Here is a 19025-nt window from a genome sequence, read left to right as displayed (position 1 = left end):
CTTGAGACCCAAGCAGAACCAAGAAAACACACAATGCAAGCCAAACTTAGCATTTCGCAGTACCCAAAAGCAGGCAAGCACATACTAAAAAGGGAAAAGGAAAGAATACACCGCGCTCGGGACCCTATGAGGCATGGATGCCGCTTAGGAGCTTACAGGGATGTATTCACAGCGTGTCTCGAGTGCGGTGTATTCTTTCCTTCCACCCCAGTAGTAAGTTGCCAAATAGCGCTCTCCAACACTGCTCAACAGACAATTATTTAAATTTATTAAAATAATCATCATGAAAAATAAAATATATAGCAAAACGTACCAGTTGGGAGTAGAGTCGTAGAGGCATCCCTAAAATAATCATTTAGATAGTTACAAGATGTATTTCAAAAAAATTACAAAAAAATTTTAATTTTCCAGGAATTCATCCTGCCTCGCTTACAAAATATACAACCTGACCAAAGAGAACTTTTCAGTTCAAAAATTCTAAGCAAGTACAGAACACTATTATCAAAATCATATCGATTAATACCTTTAGCTTTATGCTGCTTACGAATTAATTTTCATTTAGGAAATTTCAAAAAGTCACAATTTTTCTCAGCCACGATAATTCGTATTGCGAGCAGGACAGGAGAATAACAATGGGACTCTGCATTGACTCCAGTAATATCACGTTTATCACACAAGTAAGGGCTGCCCTGAATACTCTTGTCGGCGGTGTCGGTACCGCGCTTACCTATACACAGGAGCGATACCGAACCGGGGGGCGACATGTGCTGCGAATTACAGAGGGAGTTGGTATTTTGACTGCAGCTGGCTTGAGGGAAAACAGCACCACTTTGCTACGCCGACTAATTACCAGCCGCCATGACACCAGAATTACTGAGCACCACGCTCTCGGATTTCGTCCCGACCAGTGGCTGATGGATCAGGTATGGAGCGGCTTTAAGAGCTACCTCCCACTAGTAAGCCCGGACAGAGGCTTTATGGCCAAAGTGATGAGCAGCGGCTCCAGCGGCGTTGTAATGTGGAACAATACAGCCCTGCAAACCGCCAACCTGGCCAACAACGGCACCGTGGCAATGGGGAATTGCCCAAGCTATATCACCCTGGCCCATGAATTGGTCCACGCTGACCGCTGTAATCGCGGGCGATACCTGTCGGGCAGTGCAAATTCCACTTTCCTGGCCGATGAACGCCAGGCTCCCATGGGTAGAGTGCTCCGCCAGCAAAATGCTCCCTTAACCATGGCCCGCATTGCCAATGGCGGCCTAAATATTGTTTATAACAATATAACTATCCCGAACCGCAACAACCTGATCTCAACCAGGACTAGCGGCTGGATTTGGGTAGGTGGCTCCATGGAATTGCGTGAGGAGATCGCCACTGTCGGGCTCAGTGACGATGACGGTAATGTACCTACTGACCCGCTAGCCATTAGCGAAAATATGATTCGGGCTGAACATGGCGTAGCGCAACGGATGAAGTATGGCCAGATCAGAAACCTGAACTAATCTCGCACATATGGGCCCCGCAAGCACCAAAACCTGAGGCCACTCCACCAAAGCAAACTGACAGATATGATCTGTGTACCTACTGCTAGCAGTATTAACTTATGAGATATCGCTAGCAGCAGGTTTCTTGCCTTCCCCGCTTTGCATATTGCATCCGACCACAGCATGTCGTTATGCTTTGGCGGCTAGAATCACACCTTCCCTTTGTCTGGAAGGTACACAGAACACCTTGGTCAACATACAGCCAGATCATAACCATGATTGATTATGCCCTTGTAAAACACGTCCACATGACCGCCGCAGCGCTCAGTATCCTGCTGTTTACCATCAGAGTGGGATTGGAGTTCAGCCGCAACACCGGCTGGCGAAATGGCCCCCTGCGCTGGGTGCCACACCTCAACGACACTTTGCTGTTAGCTGCAGCTGCCGGACTGGTAATTCTCGGCAGCTGGAACCCGGGCACATCGCCCTGGCTAGGTGCGAAAGTAGCCCTGGTATTTGGCTACATTATTGCTGGCGTCTTTGCCCTGCGCCCCAACTTTTCCAAGCCAATTAGAATCACTGCCTGTGTACTTGCCTTCCTGCAAGTAGTCGCTATTTTCTATCTGGCGATGCACAAGCCCAGCTTGTAACTGGATGGCATTGAGCACTCTTGGTATCAACCTCAAACTGGTATCAACCCCAAACATCGTGCTCAATGCCTTTTATTTTAAATTTACTTCCATTGAACACCGGCTCACGCACCCCGGAAGACAACTGACTCTCGTAATCTGCCATTACCTTAAAGGCCACACCAGACAAAAGTAAGATGGCTATAAGGTTTGCCGATGCCATAAAACCCATCGAGACATCGGCCATACGCCAAAGAAAGACAAAGTTTTCTGCGCTTCCCGTATCTGCCACCCAAGCCCCAAAAAGTACGAACATCAAAAACAATAGCCGATAACATAAGATGGATGTTCGGGTATGGTAGAGGTAATAAATATTGGTTTCGCCGTAATAGTAGTTACCGATAATTGATGTAAAGGCAAAAAACATCAATGCAGTAGCAATAAAACTGCTTCCCCAGGTACCCACCTCGCTCGCCAGCGCGTCTTGAACCAACTCAACCCCTTCCAAATTACCGACCATAAAGACATCTGCCACCAAGATAATTGCTGCCGTGGAAGTGCAGATAATAATGGTATCGAGAAATACCGATGCCATTTGCACGTATCCCTGCACCATTGGGTGTTTTACATCTGCAGCAGCAGCGACATTGGGCGAGGAGCCAAGTCCAGCTTCATTGGAAAAGAGGCCCCGCTTGATTCCATTGGCCACCGCCGCACCAAAGGCCCCCGCCCCAACCTCCTGAAATCCAAAGGCATTTGCCAGAATTTCCAACAGCACGCCAGGTAATTCAGCAATATTGGCGATCAAAACATAGAAAGCTACCAACAAGTAACCAATTGCCATAAAAGGGACAACAATACCTGCAAAGCGCGCAATTGAACGAATACCACCAAAAACAATGATCCCGGCAAAGAGTGCAATAAAAAACCCCACCCATAAAGGGTTTACACCCCAAGCTCCATACAATGCGGCAGCCATCGTATTTGACTGCACAGCATTAAAGGTAAATCCGTAACAAATCATAAGAAAAACTGAAAAAGTCAGGGACAGCCATTTCCACTGTGGTCCCAGCCCCTTTTCAATGTAATAGGCAGGCCCGCCGCGAAACGCCCCGGGAACGTCGCCGCGCTCTTTGTAAGTTTGCGCGAGAGTATTCTCCACCAAACTGGTAGCCATCCCCAACAAGGCCACCAGCCACATCCAAAACACCGCTCCGGGCCCGCCAGCGGTTATAGCCACAGCCACACCAGCAATATTTCCGGTGCCGATTCTCGCAGCTGCGCTAGTGGCAAATGCCTGAAATGCGGTTACTGAATTTTCATTTTCCTTACGGATGCCACGAATCATGACTTTGACCATATGACCAAAGTGACGAAATTGTATAAAGCGAGTGCGAATAGAAAAGTAGAGCCCCGCCGGCAGCAATCCTAAAATCAAGATTCCAAGCCACCAGATGCCACCGACGCCACCCCAGGCAAGCAGGTTTGCCCACTCGATCAGGGTAGTGAAATGATCCAGAAACCCTTGCATTGACCACTCCCAGGACAACTTATCGTTATTAAACAAATCTGTTATTTGGCTCTAAGACTAGCAGGCCAATCTACTAGTCACCTTGGAGTTAATGCTGGAAAAACAGAGCCCATCGGCTCCGTATGACAGAGCCGCACCAGTATTCTGATGCGGCCCAAAAGGAAGAAAAGTAATAGCTGACAGTCTACAGCCTCGGAAAGTAATTCCGCAGCAAGGGGCCGGACGCAAACATTGGCGCATGCTGCTTTTAGCAGAAAATCTCTCGCGCCCGACTCGGGGACACCACCTTTCGCCCAGTCTCTTCAGCTACAGCCGCAAGAGCCTCAATCAATTGACCATTCCCTGAAGTTCGCTCTCCTCCCGGCAAGTAAAAGGTATCTTCAACTCCAGTGCGCAAATGGCCGCCCAATTCTGCAGTCTTACGATGCACCGGCCAGATTTCCTCACGGCCGATCACTGTGCTCTGCCATAAGCTGCCGGGCTTCATATATTTTGGAATAATTTCCAGCAAATCGGGATCGGCAGGCATACCTGAAGCCACTCCCATCACCAGGTTGTAGTTGGGCTTATCCACCATCCCTACATCCGCATACATTCCCACAGAGCGAACGATACCGATATCAAAGCACTCAAATTCCGGGCGGGTACCGGTCTCCCGACAAACTGCCAACAGCTCCTCTACCTTATCGACCGGATTATCAAATACCATGGGTGGCCAAGCCCAGGTGCCGTTGGATCGCGCCTTTAAATAGTTCAGGCTTCCCGCATTACAGGCGGCAATTTCCGGCTTACCGGCACGCACACAACTCAAGGGGCCTTGCTGATCCCGTCCGATAGTGCCAGTTGAAAAATTTAGAATAACGCCAGGGCATTTATCGCGAATTGCATCGGCAATTTCCAAGGCTATTTGCGGGTCCCAGGTGGGTAAATGGCCTTTATTTTCCTCTTGCGCGCGGAAATGAACATGCATAACGGAAGCCCCCGCATCGTAGGCTTCACGGGCGGATTCCGCCATTTCCTTGGGGGTTACCGGGACCGGGTGCTGCTGGGGGTTGGTAAGCACTCCGGTTAGGGCGCAAGTAATCACCACTTCATCAGACATCGCTGGCTCTCCTGAATTATCTTTGTTAAGGCCGCTGTTTACAGGGCTATCCAGCGTTGAGCGCCGCTCCTACAACACCAACTGATCGTAAAAGGACCAGAGCGAGTGGAAGAGCTGATTCTGGATAGTGCATCGACAAAATACAGCACCAAGCGCTTGCTTGGTTACGCGAGACTATCATAGGGCCCCCGCCAAGGCACCTTGTTTCCCCGGATTCATCTCGGCAGAATGCGAAAAAACCCAATAAGGAAGTAAGTACCTCATGAGCGAGACTATCACTCCAACCATCGCCACTTACGGCAGCTGGAAATCTGCAATCAACGCAGAACTTCTCGTGGAGGGCAGCGTTCGCCTGGCAGAAGCCAATTTAGTAGATGGCCGCTATTACTGGCTGGAGTCCCGCCCGTCTGAAAAAGGCAGGAATGTACTGGTGCAGTATTGTCCAAAGAATGGGCGCAGAGATCTCACCCCCGCCCCAATCGCCGTACGCACCAAAGCCCATGAATACGGAGGCGGCAGTTACCTTGTTCACGGTGACACCGCCTATTTCGTACTGGCAGAAGATCAGCGCATTTATCGCATGAAGCTCGACAATGCGATCCCCGAAGCAATCACCGCAGAAAATAGCTCCCGCTACGCCGATCTGATTATCGACCCTCTGAGAAATCGATTAATTTGTGTCGAGGAAGATGCCAGTGGCCACCAGCAGGGCGAGGAACCCCGTGCGCGCATTATCGCGGTAGACCTAAACAACCCACTGGCTAATTCACCGACAATCCTTCAGGAGGGGGCAGACTTTTATTCGAACCCAACCCTGAATCCGGCCGGTGATCGACTCGCATTTCTGCGCTGGCACCACCCTAACCTCCCCTGGGACGCGACAGAGCTCTGTATCGCCAAACTCGATCAGATGGGGGATATCAGTGAAGTCACCCAAGTAGCCGGCGGTGAGAATGAATCCGTCTTTCAGCCCCAGTGGTCTCCTGAGGGCGAACTCTGCTATGTCTCTGATCGCAACAACTGGTGGAACCTATATAGGCTGGGACAAAGCGAACCCTTGTGGAAAAAAGAAGCAGAATTCGCCACACCACAGTGGGTATTTGGAATGTCCACTTACGGCTTTATTAGCCCCACGGAAATCCTCTGTACCTACACCCAGAATGGCACTTGGCACCTTGGAAAGGTCGACATAAAAAGCGGAGAGCATCAAACTCTTCCCCAGCCTTATTGTGATATCGAAAGCCTGCACTGTGAAAATGGCAACGGGGTGATGATTGCCGCAGGTGCAGAGAGCTTTCCCGCTGTTATTAGCTTTAACCAAAAGACGGGTAAAACGAAACAGATTGCCAGTAGCAATAGCAGCTCGCTGCCAACCGATTTGTTCTCCATCGCTCAAGCCGTCACTTTCCAAGTGGATAATCGCGCGGTACACGGGTTTTATTACCCACCCCACAACCCCAACTTCCAAGCACCTAGTGGCGATAAGCCACCGCTGATTGTATTTAGTCATGGAGGCCCCACCGGCGCTACATCAGCAGGCCTCAGCCTGAAAGTTCAATACTGGACAAGCCGGGGATTTGCCATTCTGGACGTAAACTACTCCGGCAGTACCGGCTATGGCCGCAAGTATCGGGACCGCCTCGCCGATAAATGGGGCATCTATGACGTGGAAGATGTCTGCGCCGGTGCAGAATACCTGGTAGAAGATGGGCTCGCCGACCCCAATCGCCTGCTGATCAAAGGTGGTAGTGCCGGCGGTTACACAGTGCTGGCAGCGTTGACCTACCACGATACCTTTAAAGCAGGTGCCAGCCATTATGGAATCGGGGAGTTGAGCAGCCTCGCCAAAGACACCCACAAGTTTGAGTCCCGCTACCTGGATAAACTGGTAGGGCCCTGGCCTTCCGCAGAAAAAGTCTACCTTCAGCGCTCCCCCATTAACGATGTGGAAAAGCTGAATTGCCCTGTGATTTTCTTCCAGGGCATGGAGGACAAGGTAGTACCACCCAACCAAGCCGAAACCATGGTGGATGCCCTGAGGGAGCGCGGCATTCCGGTGTCTTATATTACATTTGCCAATGAAGGGCATGGGTTCCGCAGTGGCGACAGTATCAAGTTGGCCCTGGAGGGAGAGCTGGAATTCTACAGCCGCATATTTAATTTCCCGCTCGCGGAACCCGGCCCGGGAATTACCATCGAAAACCTATAATTAAATAATGTTGCATTAAAAAGAGTTTAAAAAAATACTATGGGAAGATGGAGACCGCCGCGTCCACGCGGCTCCCGCTACATCACCGCAGAGGGCGCGCAGCGTATGCGCGCCGAAGTTAAGCACCTCTGGGAGGAGGAGCGCCCCCGGGTAACCCAGGCAGTTAGCGACGCCGCCAAGCTGGGAGATCGCTCGGAAAACGCAGACTATATCTACGGTAAAAAAAGACTGCGGGAAATCGACAGCCGCGTGCGCTTTCTAACCAAGCGCCTGGAAGAGATCACTGTTGTAGATCGAATACCAGACGATAAGAAAAAGGTTTTTTTTGGGGCCTGGGTAACGCTTGAAGATGATGAGGCAGAGAGCGTTTGCTACCGCATTGTAGGACCCGATGAATTCGATGTAAAAGCAGGTTTGATATCCATGGACTCCCCCGTTGCCCGTGCCTTACTAGGGCGCAAGCTCGATGATGAAGTGGATATTCGTCAGGGGGAAAAGTGGCAGACTTTTTATATTACTGACATTCGTTACGAGGAGTAGAGATCTTGACTTTCTCAAATACTTAGTTTGAAGGAGTCAATTTAGCAATCCCGTAATTAAAAAGGCTTATTCCACAGAAATAAGCCTTCAAAACTAAACTGCAAGAACATCTTCAGAGATTATTATAATACTGAATCACACCAACAATGCTTCCACCAGCAAAAGCAGATTTAACCTGCTCTGAACTCATTCCAATTTTCAAATCTGCATTGTTCACCTTGAGCTCAACAACCAGGCTTCCCGCTTGGGAATAAGCATATTCCACTCGACCACCGCCTCACTGAGGTCAATAATAAGTGCTATATAGTTTTGCCCCCTCTTCATCTGAAATCGCGGTTTGAATATCACTTATCGCACCGGAAACATCACTTTCAAGCATTTGCCACTCTTGCAACACGGCCTGTAAATTATCTTCAACTTGTTGGGTTTCTTCTGCTAGCTACCCAAAGCTCTGAGACAGTACTTGTAGAGTGGATACATCAGTAGTGATCAGGTCCATCTCTGCCTGTTTATCCTGAATACTCTTTTGATCCGCAACAATTTTTGCAGCATCCAGTGCAATAAAGGTTGATGCCACAGCAGCCACCGGCCCCATCACAAACCAGGTCAACAAGCCCTCTGGAAAAGCCACGATAGAAGCAACTGTGCCCAGAGAGATAGCAGTGGCATCGGCAATACCTAACGCAACAATGCTGGCAGTCAGGGATTTGATATCTGCCTGTAAATTCTTGATATCCTGCTTCAGATCAGCAATTTTCTGCTCTTCAGCCTGGGAATCCTTTACAGAATTGTCGAGATAGGTTGCTTCTTATAATGAATCGCAAGCAAAAATACATTTATATTCACATTGCTGCTATCAAATCGAACCTTCTAGTTCAGTAACCACCGATCAGAATCACTCAACCTGGCAATTAGCTCCGTCAAATGCTGCAATCAAATCCAAGGCACCCCCAACCTCTTTATATATGAGTAGCTTCCGACTATAAGAGCCCAGCAGCCATGATCCACAGGCCACCCAGTAAGTGACTTCTCTTGAAGTAACACAGAAGACGCATTGTGCATCAGATACACGCCAAAACAATCGTCCTTTGGAAAACCCCCTACTCTCGAGCCTCAAAACGCCAATATCATTCTGTTTAGCCCATTGAAGAATTTGCGCCCTGAAAAACTCGGATCTAATCGGCATTAACAAATAGGGAACCACACCCAATAGGGCCAATAGAGCCACTATTACATTGTTCCCCAGAGAGGGGCTAAACACATAGGCCAGCTTCCCCAAAGTTACCGATATTATTAATACAACAAATGGACGCATATTCACTGCCGCCGATTTCAGCTCCCTTTAGAAAGAATGGCAGATAAATATGCAGAGACAAGATTAAGCTACAGGGCGATCGAGTGATCCCGAGTTGGTTGCCCGCGCTAAAGCATATTGAGACTAACAGGTAGAGATTGGTCGCATCGAGGCCAAACTCGTTAGAGCTTGACCCGCAGAGTGACTGCCTAACGATAGAGCAAATACACAATAAAGTACTGGAGCAATTTAGTTGCTCTCGATTAAACCCAACATTTCTTTTGCAACCAGTGCAGAAGAAGGTAAAAACATTGTAGAAACAATACGCTGATCAGATATTACATCATGCTTATCAGCAACATTATCCTTATTAATAATAATGGCTCCATTCTCACGAAGGCGTTCCTCTACCAAGAACGGTAATAAAGTACCCTGCTTAGCCCATGACTTCTCTTTTTCTGTAGAGTTCGGGAAACCGGCAACCTTCTTACCCTTTACCATATAATGGCCATCTTTCAGTTTCACATCAGCAAACGCACCTGCCCCATGGCCACAGCTGCCCACAACTCCCCCTTTCTGGTAAATCCCACCCACAATATTTAGCAGCTCACGATTGGATGCCACATCAAATAAGGTTCCATAGCCTCCACCGATATAAACAGCTGCATAATTCTCTATAACTACTTGCTCAGGCTTTAGTGAACTATTTGCCCGCTCTAAAAAACCTTCATGTTTGATGGTGTAACTACTAATCCCCAGTGGATCCATCATAAACGGGACCACCCCACCTTTTGGCGAAACAAAGTCCACGTCATACCCATGGGAAACAAAAATATGGTAAGGCGGAGCGTACTCCCACAAATTATTTCTTGCATCGTGTTTCTCCGGATCACCCATATCCTGAAGATTAGAAGCAACGATTAGTATCCGCTTAGTCTCAGCTGCTTGTGAAGGTGTAATAAAGCCCATCACAAGAATTATCATAGAGCAGATAAGGCTACAAATTTTTGCCGTTTTTCCCACGTTCAACTTCCCCATTCGAATAACTTTGATACGAAATAGATAGATTACATGAGTAACGTACAACCTTGACATAAGATCGATAGTTTGCAGGAGAAAAGCGATATAGCGAGGTCAAACTACCCCAAAAGTAACAACAGCCAACATTTCTATAGCGCCAAGCCTACCACCACAAAGTTAACACCCTATTACCGAGCAGCCTTAATAGTTAGGGCAGTAACAACACCCCAAATCCAATTGAAAAACAATACCAGGACTGGTGTTAAGACCCCCAACTCAAATCCGGCAACACCCTTCCCAGCCATCACAGGGAAAACTACAAACAATTGAAATGCAGAGGGAAACAAACTAAGAAGAGCCCCTTTTACAAGTAACTTTGATGACCAGAACGGAAGAATAAATAGCAGTCCCCACAAGCCACCCCAAACAATACGAGGATAAAGCCACTCAGGAGATAGAGGAGGAGCAATTGATACGCCAAAAGCGGCATTAATCCCCAACTGGCCAAATAGCCACACCGCAATACTGTTTGCCAAAGCACCGAGACTTCCGGCTGCGAAGAATATCAGTAGGTTTTTCATCTCCCTCTCCTAGAGTTGTAGGAACACTGCAATATTTACTCGCGAATCACACCACAATATAGAAGAACCATCGTCACTCAACGGAAAATAGCCTAACGCACGAATCACAGCCCCACCCGAGATGACTGAGTAACTTTTCTACTTTACCTACCCAATAATACAGAGCATAAACCAGATTTATCTTGAGTACGTCTGCGTACCAATTAGACACAGCAGAAACACCAGAAAAATTAGATAAAGCACTAGCCCCCTACTTCTCAAGAATGACTACTTAAAAAATATTTTCAATTTGAGAACCAGCAATATCCGCTGATCGTTTTTGCAACTAATCCCGAAAGAAAATAACTAGCTTCTCAAGCGCCAAATTTATGTAATAGATAAGTGGTACGCTTGTATTTATTTTATAAATCAATTAAAACCAAATAGGAACTAGTACTTATGAAAGTGCCATCAGCAGGAGTGCTGTACCCGATTTTATTAGGATTGGCGATTCAGTCAGCGACGTCTCAAGCCCAGTCCTTTGATGAGGGCGCCTATATTGACAGGCAGCTGCAATATATTGAGGAAGGAGTCACCTCTACCAACGATACTGCCGTCGTACTTCAGGCATACACCGGTGATGATCTCAACTGGGATGCGCTAAATAAGAACCTGGATGTACTCCGCAACGGCGGCAAGAAAAATTCTGACTTCACTCTCACCCGCCTAATCCGCATCTTGTTCTTCCGCCCTGAAATCAAAGACGAACTCTTTGCCGCACTCGACGGCTATCACTTCTGGTTTAAAGAAGGCGGGACGGGTGACCATGTCTTTGCTTCAGAAAACCATATGATCATGTACACCTCTGCCCAATATCTCCTCCAGGAAAAATATGGGGCATTTGAGGACGACAGAACTTATAAGCGCCTGAAGCGTTATCTGGAAGTGAAGAACCAATATGGTTTCTATGAGTTCTACTCCCCTGTTTACTACCCTTATACCCTCTCGGCACTGCTAAACCTCGTAGACTTTGCAGAGGATGAGGAAATCCGTGAACTTGCAATCGGCGCTGCTCATCGCTTGCTGCAAGATATTTTATTGGTGACCAACGACCAGGGGATCAACTTCGCCGCAGCCGGGCGCAGTAATGACGGCTACCGCCGCAATGGGTCCGGAGGGAATATCAACCGGATTATCTACCTCCTCACAGGTTTGGGCAAAGAGTCAGTACGCACCCCCAGTCCTGCCGGCGTAATGCTCGCCACATCAGGTTTGGAAATCACCAATGAGGTTTTCGAATATTTCGGTAAAGATCTCAACATAAATTATTCAGTCGGCCATTCACTGGGGGATGCCAGAAACGAGATCTATGCAGACTTCCCCCGGGAAGAGCGCGTCCCCTTCTATTGGAGCCAGGGAGCCTACTTCCACCCCGATGTCGCAGCGGATACCGCCTGGTTCGCCAGCAAATACCAACTCGAAGGTTATGAGGGGCTCAAAGCATTTGACCAGTTCCTGGGACTATCCGAAGCAGCCGCCCCTGCGGCCGCCAAGGCGGGGGCTGTATTCAGCCGCAGTTCTGTACTCTCTTCGGCCAACTTCTCCATGTACAAAGATGGCGGAGTCATGATGCACTCCATCCAGAATTATTGGGGAGGCCGCCAGGGCTACCAACAAACCCCCTGGATAGCCACCACCGGCTCCCAGTCTATCTGGGCAAAAGTCGGCGACGGCAATAGCACCATGCAAAATGACCACCTGCCGAAAATAAAGCAGGTAAACAATGTCGCCGTGATCCAGTACAACCCCTACCCGGAGATAGAACTGTTTCACTCCGGTGGCTCCGATGTCGCATTACAGTGGCCCGAAGAGTTCGAGGAGGAGTCTCGCAGCGGTAACTGGAAGTTTGGTAGGGAAGATGATGGATACGTTGCCGTCCGCTACCCCTGCGGCAATGGTGACTCCAACACTGTGACCTGTGATTGGAACGAGCAGACCTGGGTCGTCATTATGGGAAGTGAAGAGCGCTACGGGAGCTTTGATGCTTTTAGACAGAAGGTGCTCAATGAAGTCAGTTACGATGCCGACTGGGAATGGCACGGCTCCTTCTGGAAAGGCACCTTGAAGTATGTGTACGATTCAGATGTAAAGTTTGATGGAACCGATATCAGCTTAACTTGGTAGCACCTAATTAAGCTCACGGGAAGGGGATACCCCCTTCCCAGCCTCCCTGCACCCCCATCCAAATTACCCTCCACAGGCTATCAACCCAACCTCCTTCCATCTGAGCTTAGTTGACAGTGTCAACCAATATGAATAAAGTTGACACTATCAACCAGTTAGCATGGCGCCATGAAAGATACCGCAATCAATGAATCCCTGCACCAGCTTATTCACGCCTACAAACGGCGTTTGCGAGCTGGCATACAGGAGCAGCAAATTGGCTTGCCGGTGAGCCATATACGGGTACTCAAAGGTATCTTCAAATTTCCACTGAGTACTGCCCGGTCAATTGCCCAGCGGATGAATTTGGACAAAGCCCAAGTAACACGTGTGCTAAACGACCTGGTGCACTCAGGGTTAATCGAAAAGACCGACAACCCCAATGACCGGCGCAGCCAGTTTTTGACACTAACTACAGACGGAATAAGCACGCTGGAAAAAGTGAGCGGACAAGAAGCTGAAGTGGCCAGACAAATGACTCGCAACTTGAGTACTGAAGAGCTAGAAAACTTCGCCCGCATTGCCAGCGTTATGGTCGCCAATATGAAAGAACACTCCACCCCTGACGAAAGGAGCTAAACCCTATGGCCGAGAAAGCTACCAGAGAATTGGTCGTTATTCGCAGGACACAAATTACTGAAAATATGCTGCGCATCACCCTCGGTGGCGATGATCTAAAAACTCTCGCCCCCAACCAGGAAAGCGCCTATATCAAATTTCTGTTTCCACAAGCTGGAAGCGAGCGTCCGCTATTGCGAAGCTATACCATCAGACACCAGCGTGAAACTGAAATTGATATCGACTTCGCCCTGCATGAACACGAAGGGCCCGCTCTAAGCTGGGCACTTAAAACACAGCCTGGCGATACGATTTTAACCCGAGGCCCCGGCCCCAAAAAAATGACCAATCCCGAGGCAGACTGGTTTTTACTATTGGGGGACATGACTGCACTGCCAGCTATCAGTGTAAACCTTGCGGAGCTACCCAAGGATGCAAAGGGATACGCATTAATTGAGGTCTCCAGTGAAGCTGATATTCAGGAGCTGGAACACCCAGAGAGCCTGCAAATCCAATGGATTATCAATCCGGCTCCATCCGGCGAGAAACTCCTGGAAAAATTACAGGCACTAACCTGGCTCGATGGACAGGCCTCCGTATGGGCCGCCTGTGAATTCGACAGCATGCGCACCCTACGGCAATTCTTTAAGCAGGAAAGAGTAATCCCCAAAACCCATATTTATATCTCCAGTTACTGGAAAATCGGACAGTCGGACGAAGGCCACAAACTCGCCAAGCGCATGGACAATGAAAAGATGGAAGGACAGGGATAACTTATAGATAGGCGGGAAGAGAAAGCGTTCTGATTTTAGGCTTTCCCTACTCAACAGAAACGGGCCTATCTAACCGATACCAGTAATTAGACAAAAAGCCCCGGGCATCGAGTTTAGAAATCTGCCTGATAATTTCCGGGGCACCCAACTTGCAGCGCCATTCGAACATAGAGGCACGGCCAGCCACTACCGCAGGGATAATCCCGGAACTTTGATTATCTTTGCAATAGGAAAGCATGGCACTACTCGGCTCCCGACTGGTGTCAGCCCTCTCATCACAGGGGAGATTAACCCCAACAAAGCAGGCATAGACACTTCCATCCATACATCGCCAATAGGTCCCCCTCGCGATCCAATCTTCAGGCGCTTCTGCACCGAGATTGGCCGCTCTTCTGATACCATCAACGATTTCCTCTAGCATAGCCTGTCCGGCAAAGCGCTGAACTGGGTTGTCATCATTTACCACCGCCGCGCAATATTCAAAGGGATTACTGGATAGCTTGCCTCCTCCAGCGCTACTTACTTCAGAGTTAACCGCAACGATCAATATCCATAGCAGCGCAAAAATACTCACGACTAGAGCAGCCACTTTTAACATCATCCCAGTCCGTTCCATAAAGGGTTTACCTGCCACTTACTAAAAAGGGAGAAGGAAAGAATACACCGCGCTTGGGACCCTATGAGGCATGGATGCCGATTAGGAGCTTACAGGGATGTATTCACAGCGTGTCTCGAGTGCGGTGTATTCTTTCCTTCCACCTAGTAGTAAGTTCCGCCCGCACTATTCAAGTGCCAGATCCAAGGGTGTTAACAACTTTAGTATGGCGCCCTCTAGCGCTTTACAAACTAACCTTTACTTTCCGTAGTAACCGAGCTTATCAGGCGGCAGAAATCACGAACAGCAACTATACTCATCCGAAGCGATTAGTCAGTGAGCAGAAGCTGCCGAGCTAGAAAGCTGGTTTAGAAAATTCCAATAAAAACCCTGTTTTCAAAAGGAGTAATCATTTGATCAATCACTCCCCCTCAATAACAGACAAAGTGGCCACTCCAGAACTCCCACAGTGGATCAGTTGCCGCGAACGCCTGCCCCATAAAGGGGATGCCACCAGCCGCGGCTATGTACGGGTAATATGGAAATCAACGAGATCTATTAATGGAAACACCAATACCACCTGGGAAGTGGGTATGGATCATTATGAAAATGCCCGCACCTATTTAGGCTGGATGCCAATAGCCAAAAAGGGAGAATAAACAGTACAAAATAATTGTGCCCACAATTAAATACACCCTAATGATCTTTAGGGTAGTATTTCAACATGAAATTTTTAGGCGCGTACTTCTAGTAGCGATGCCACTGCTATCCAGCTGTGCGGGAGAGCGACTCGATGGCTATAACTTACCGCAACAGACTATTGAGAAAAGTAGAGACTGCGGCTTAGAATACCAGCGCACCCCAGACCAGGACTTTCCTACCACCCTTTCCCTCGTCGAAACATGTACTGATCAAACAGATAGAAAACTAATTGGGTACTTCAGAGGCAACTTAGTCATAGCGCCAGAAATGAACACCTTTGAGCCCTGTAACATCCAGCTTCTACAAGCTCAAACTGATAGAGTAATCGAACCCAAATCTATTTGGTTCAGTTCGCAACCAGATATTGAGGTTGCAGACTGGAGCAGTCATTTTCTTATCGCAAAAGGCGAACTACACGGCCCCGGCAGGTATGGGCACTTCAGTACTTACAGCTATTTATTTGTAGCCACCGACATTATTCATATAACCAATAACACCAATGGCAACTGCGAACCCCACTTCTACAAGATTGACGAGCAATTGGCCCCTAGCGAGCCCGCCCCAACCCTTGATACCATCCGACAGCTGAATCAACATCGTAGACAATTAGCGCAAGCTGAATCTGGCAGGTTCCCAGCGCCCCCATAGTAAACAAAGGACAAGTTCCAGCCTTCGATCAGTAAAAGAGGCGCCGATCAATAAATCGCACCTATAAACCAAGAATACCCTCTTACTCACCGCCATAGAAAAGAACTATCTTACACGAGTATATAACCAACTAACTCTAACCAGATTGAGCTTTTGTATCGCAAAGGTAGTCATCTTCATTTTTTTGAACCTTGTTTTCATATCAAGCAGGATAAAAGCTCCGAGCCAAGTGCCACAATTTTCCCCTCATTGTAGAAGCGATCTTTCAACAGCATCCCATTGACTACAATCATACTGCGCCTGCCGATATCCAATTGAGAGAATCTGGCTAAGGCTCCACAAGAATCATCCTGTATTTCGCTGCTCAATCTTATCGACGCCAAAATGTTAGCAAGCTTGCCATCATCCAATTCTTGCGAAGTGGCCTCAGATACTATGACGAGCGATCTAACCCGGCAGGATATTTGTCTTTTTGATCGCGCTTCTCAGTTCAACACCCCATCAATGCAGTGAATAGTGTCCAGCCATGACCCAAATTTTTGAAAACGTCAATGCCAAGCAATACCCCTCTTTCTCCTTAGATAACCTGCTAAAAAGCGACCTCTTTGAGTGTGAAAACAGTTATCTCGATTCGAAGTATTTCGGAATGAAAGGAGAAATTAATCAGCTGTTGATTACTGAAACAGCCAAAGATATGGGAATGCAGGTCGACTACTACTCCAAAGATTTATACAAGATTACATATCAAGGAAAATATGTACTCTTTTGTGGAAACTCTGCACTGGTATCTGAGGCCTACCGTGCTTGCGCTCAACAGAAGCATCTGACGAAAGACTTGCTTGCTAGAAATGGTGTCCCCGTGGCAACAGGTCGGGTCTTCGACGATATCAAAGCTGCAACAGACTATTTCTCAACACTTCACTACCCTGTGGTCATAAAGCCAGTTACGGGTAGTCATGGCCGAGGTATTACCACGGGGATCACATCGGTCGATGCATTGCAAGATGCTTGGAAAACCGCCAGCGCCAAATCAAATAAAATAATCATCGAGCGTCATATCAGTGGCTGCGACTTAAGAGTGAATGTTATCGGGGGATGCGCGGTGTCTGCTTGCCTGAGAATTGCTCCCAACGTCATTGGAGATGGAACGCATAATATCAACGAACTAATCTCGGAGAAAAAAAACAACAAAAGCAAACGCAATCCAAAGTATCGTGTGGACTCGGAGTACATACTCAGAACAGAACTGCTGGATGTGAATGGTATTTCCCGTGAATATGTGCCTGCTGAAGGAGAACGCATCTGGTTGGCGGGCGTAGCAAATATTTCTGCGGGAGGAGAAAGTATTCAGTTACTGGACAGACTCGACAATGAGGTCATTCAGGTTGCAGAGCGTGCAGCCAATGCATTTCCTGGGATTTACTATGTTGGAGTGGATATTATTGTCCCTGACAACTCCTCCGAGACAGCCAGCTCTCCCTATGTGATCGAAGTCAATACAAACTCTGCAACCTCAACACCAGTTTTTCCTGATTTTGGTAAACCGATCGACCTCCCAAGGCTACTTCTGGAATATCTATTCAGTGCCTCCGGGCCAGCCCGCACCATTCAGCACGCTGAGAAAGGCCAGTATTGTCCCGAGCTCCACCCTATACGACTAGCGGCACCATGGAACTATCCATTCTACACACCAAGATTCCGAAACCGACAAAACGCGCTGATCAGCTTGGCTGCATATAAATACGATTTGAAGCCCTACAACATCAGCACCAGTATCTCTGGTATCGTATACGGCGACAAACATGTCTTGTTTCATCAATCGACCCCCGATGTTGTGCCTCAAGTTGCGCGTCGTGCCTGCCTAAACCGTGTATTACGAAACAAGAGGCTAAACGAAGCAGGGATCAATACGAGCTTGACTTCATCCACTCATGATCCTGGTAAAGTGCCTTCTCGGCTCCGAAAATTTCGTGCCCTTACCATTGGCGGACAGGTTGTTGCCGCATTGGAAAGAGGGATAGAGCCAATCCGCAATTATGAAAGTAATAACATTGAGACACACCAACAGCGCTTCGGAGAATTTTTTCGCGACGTCAGTGAAATATTGCATGCAGATTTCGCATCAATTGCGACCCAATCTGTAGAGGCGCTATTTAATCCACTAATTGCGGGAGTCGACATAGTCGCAGAAGACATTAGTCGGCCATTACCATCTCAGTACTGGATGGTAAGCCAAATCACATGTAGCCCCTCGCTAGATTGGCATTACTTTCCCACTTATGGTGTTGGGCGCGATGTCGCCTCGGCATTGCTACTGCAACTCTTTCCCAAGTTGGAACAAACCATAGTTCAGTTGCAGCACTGGAGAATCAGGGTCAAAGGAAAAGTTCAAGGTATTGGATATCGAAAGTGGGTTCAACGTTCAGCATTTAGTAAAGGCATCGTCGGAAAGGTATTGAATAGACCTGACAAAAGCGTAGAGATATGGGCGCAGGGCTCTCATACCGCCCTTGCCGCGTTACTTGACCAATGTGCATATGGCCCACATGAAAAGCCAAGCTTCGATATCGATCTGGAACCTCTCCCCATTACCGAATATCAAGGCTTTCGGGTTGATCGCTCAAGTTCTGTCGCACATCCTGGAACTTCGTTGAAAGAGTGAAGCTCCAATGACCGTCAACCACTACTCAATACAATGAAGCTGGCGTATGTATCCGCCTCAGACCGACGCTATGTCGCGTAGCCTCGCCGTATTGGGAGCTTCTTGCCCGAGACTCAAATCAACCGGGGAGACCGCCATCACTTAGCTTCTCAGGAAATCATCACAACCCTCAACGCCCCCCTTGTTCCTGTAGCAGCAGTAGAAAGCTTGAACGCCGTGTATTTCTTTCACTCTCCGCTTTTAGTAACAGCCCGCTTCCTGCCTGATAAAACCTCTCAGAAAATGCAATAAATAAATACCCGCCGCTCAAGCGAAGCTGTTTACCTAAGTGTTTCGAAGCTGCTAAATCACTGAGAGAAGCTGACAGAAATTCTATCCCACAAGCCAGGATTATTTGATAAACGCGCCAAGGCGAAAAACTATAAAAATCAATCCAACTAACCCACGCTATTTGGTAGTTCTAATCGGCCTTATATTTACTAACCACTACCA

At 48.1% G+C, this 19025-nt stretch carries 18 protein-coding genes; 11 read left to right on the top strand and 7 right to left on the bottom strand.

What is annotated here, in order from left to right; all coding sequences use genetic code 11:
- Positions 1-632: 632 nt before the first annotated feature.
- Together ACJJI3_RS02855 and ACJJI3_RS02850 are read left to right on the top strand one after the other, a co-directional pair.
- Positions 633-1505 carry a M91 family zinc metallopeptidase gene (locus ACJJI3_RS02855; RefSeq protein WP_444941431.1) on the top strand — a complete coding sequence of 291 codons (873 nt, stop codon included), beginning with the start codon at positions 633-635 and terminating at the stop codon, positions 1503-1505.
- A 257-nt stretch (positions 1506-1762) separates the two neighbouring features.
- Positions 1763-2137 (top strand): SirB2 family protein, encoded by a 375-nt coding sequence (locus tag ACJJI3_RS02850; protein WP_444914093.1) that lies wholly within the window; start codon positions 1763-1765, stop codon positions 2135-2137.
- 43 nt (positions 2138-2180) lie between these two features.
- On the opposite strand, the gene ACJJI3_RS02845 is transcribed toward ACJJI3_RS02850, so the two are convergent.
- Together ACJJI3_RS02845 and ACJJI3_RS02840 are read right to left on the bottom strand one after the other, a co-directional pair.
- Positions 2181-3647 (bottom strand): alanine/glycine:cation symporter family protein, encoded by a 1467-nt coding sequence (locus ACJJI3_RS02845; protein ID WP_444941430.1) that lies wholly within the window; start codon positions 3645-3647, stop codon positions 2181-2183.
- Positions 3648-3894: 247 nt separating this feature from the next.
- Positions 3895-4749: a beta-keto acid cleavage family enzyme gene (locus ACJJI3_RS02840; protein ID WP_444913362.1), complete on the bottom strand. Its 855-nt coding sequence runs from the start codon at positions 4747-4749 to the stop codon at positions 3895-3897.
- A 262-nt stretch (positions 4750-5011) separates the two neighbouring features.
- On the opposite strand from ACJJI3_RS02840, the gene ACJJI3_RS02835 reads away from it, so the two are divergent.
- Together ACJJI3_RS02835 and greB are read left to right on the top strand one after the other, a co-directional pair.
- Positions 5012-6958 carry a S9 family peptidase gene (locus tag ACJJI3_RS02835; protein WP_444941429.1) on the top strand — a complete coding sequence of 649 codons (1947 nt, stop codon included), beginning with the start codon at positions 5012-5014 and terminating at the stop codon, positions 6956-6958.
- 39 nt (positions 6959-6997) lie between these two features.
- Positions 6998-7498, top strand: coding sequence for a transcription elongation factor GreB (gene greB, locus ACJJI3_RS02830; RefSeq protein WP_444941428.1), 501 nt, complete (start codon positions 6998-7000; stop codon positions 7496-7498).
- Between the two features lie 112 nt (positions 7499-7610).
- Here the strand turns inward: greB and ACJJI3_RS02825 are convergent, their stop codons facing one another.
- The 4 genes from ACJJI3_RS02825 to ACJJI3_RS02810 all read right to left on the bottom strand — a co-directional run bounded on the left by ACJJI3_RS02825 (position 7611) and on the right by ACJJI3_RS02810 (position 10393).
- On the bottom strand, positions 7611-7763 hold the full coding sequence (locus ACJJI3_RS02825) for a hypothetical protein (protein WP_444941427.1): 153 nt from the start codon (positions 7761-7763) through the stop codon (positions 7611-7613).
- A gap of 174 nt (positions 7764-7937) precedes the next feature.
- Positions 7938-8108, bottom strand: a complete 171-nt coding sequence (locus ACJJI3_RS02820) for a hypothetical protein (RefSeq protein WP_444941426.1) — start codon at positions 8106-8108, stop codon at positions 7938-7940.
- 933 nt (positions 8109-9041) lie between these two features.
- A complete protein-coding gene (locus tag ACJJI3_RS02815; protein ID WP_444941425.1) occupies positions 9042-9815 on the bottom strand; it encodes a type 1 glutamine amidotransferase domain-containing protein in 774 nt (257 codons plus the stop codon).
- Positions 9816-10000: 185 nt separating this feature from the next.
- Positions 10001-10393, bottom strand: a complete 393-nt coding sequence (locus ACJJI3_RS02810; RefSeq protein WP_444941424.1) for a hypothetical protein — start codon at positions 10391-10393, stop codon at positions 10001-10003.
- 438 nt (positions 10394-10831) lie between these two features.
- Between ACJJI3_RS02810 and ACJJI3_RS02805 the strand changes: the two genes are divergently transcribed.
- The 3 genes from ACJJI3_RS02805 to ACJJI3_RS02795 all read left to right on the top strand — a co-directional run bounded on the left by ACJJI3_RS02805 (position 10832) and on the right by ACJJI3_RS02795 (position 13926).
- A complete protein-coding gene (locus ACJJI3_RS02805; protein ID WP_444941423.1) occupies positions 10832-12556 on the top strand; it encodes a hypothetical protein in 1725 nt (574 codons plus the stop codon).
- A 168-nt stretch (positions 12557-12724) separates the two neighbouring features.
- Positions 12725-13174, top strand: coding sequence for a MarR family winged helix-turn-helix transcriptional regulator (locus tag ACJJI3_RS02800; RefSeq protein WP_444941422.1), 450 nt, complete (start codon positions 12725-12727; stop codon positions 13172-13174).
- 5 nt (positions 13175-13179) lie between these two features.
- Positions 13180-13926 (top strand): siderophore-interacting protein, encoded by a 747-nt coding sequence (locus ACJJI3_RS02795; RefSeq protein WP_444941421.1) that lies wholly within the window; start codon positions 13180-13182, stop codon positions 13924-13926.
- A gap of 46 nt (positions 13927-13972) precedes the next feature.
- Here ACJJI3_RS02795 and ACJJI3_RS02790 read toward each other — a convergent pair whose 3' ends face one another.
- The gene (locus ACJJI3_RS02790) at positions 13973-14542 is read right to left on the bottom strand and encodes a hypothetical protein (protein WP_444941420.1); all 570 of its coding nucleotides are present in this window, start codon (positions 14540-14542) and stop codon (positions 13973-13975) included.
- Positions 14543-14934: 392 nt separating this feature from the next.
- On the opposite strand from ACJJI3_RS02790, the gene ACJJI3_RS02785 reads away from it, so the two are divergent.
- The 4 genes from ACJJI3_RS02785 to ACJJI3_RS02770 all read left to right on the top strand — a co-directional run bounded on the left by ACJJI3_RS02785 (position 14935) and on the right by ACJJI3_RS02770 (position 18824).
- Positions 14935-15180, top strand: coding sequence for a hypothetical protein (locus ACJJI3_RS02785; RefSeq protein ID WP_444917548.1), 246 nt, complete (start codon positions 14935-14937; stop codon positions 15178-15180).
- Between the two features lie 97 nt (positions 15181-15277).
- Positions 15278-15871 (top strand): hypothetical protein, encoded by a 594-nt coding sequence (locus ACJJI3_RS02780; protein WP_444941419.1) that lies wholly within the window; start codon positions 15278-15280, stop codon positions 15869-15871.
- A 526-nt stretch (positions 15872-16397) separates the two neighbouring features.
- Positions 16398-18533 (top strand): acylphosphatase, encoded by a 2136-nt coding sequence (locus tag ACJJI3_RS02775; protein ID WP_444941418.1) that lies wholly within the window; start codon positions 16398-16400, stop codon positions 18531-18533.
- Positions 18534-18635: 102 nt separating this feature from the next.
- Positions 18636-18824, top strand: a complete 189-nt coding sequence (locus tag ACJJI3_RS02770; protein WP_444941417.1) for a hypothetical protein — start codon at positions 18636-18638, stop codon at positions 18822-18824.
- Positions 18825-19025: the final 201 nt, after the last annotated feature.

This window comes from Microbulbifer maximicatervae (SeqCode), from assembly GCF_052466985.1.
Note: the sequence above shows the minus strand (reverse complement) of the source record. Positions and strands in the feature narration are given on the sequence as shown.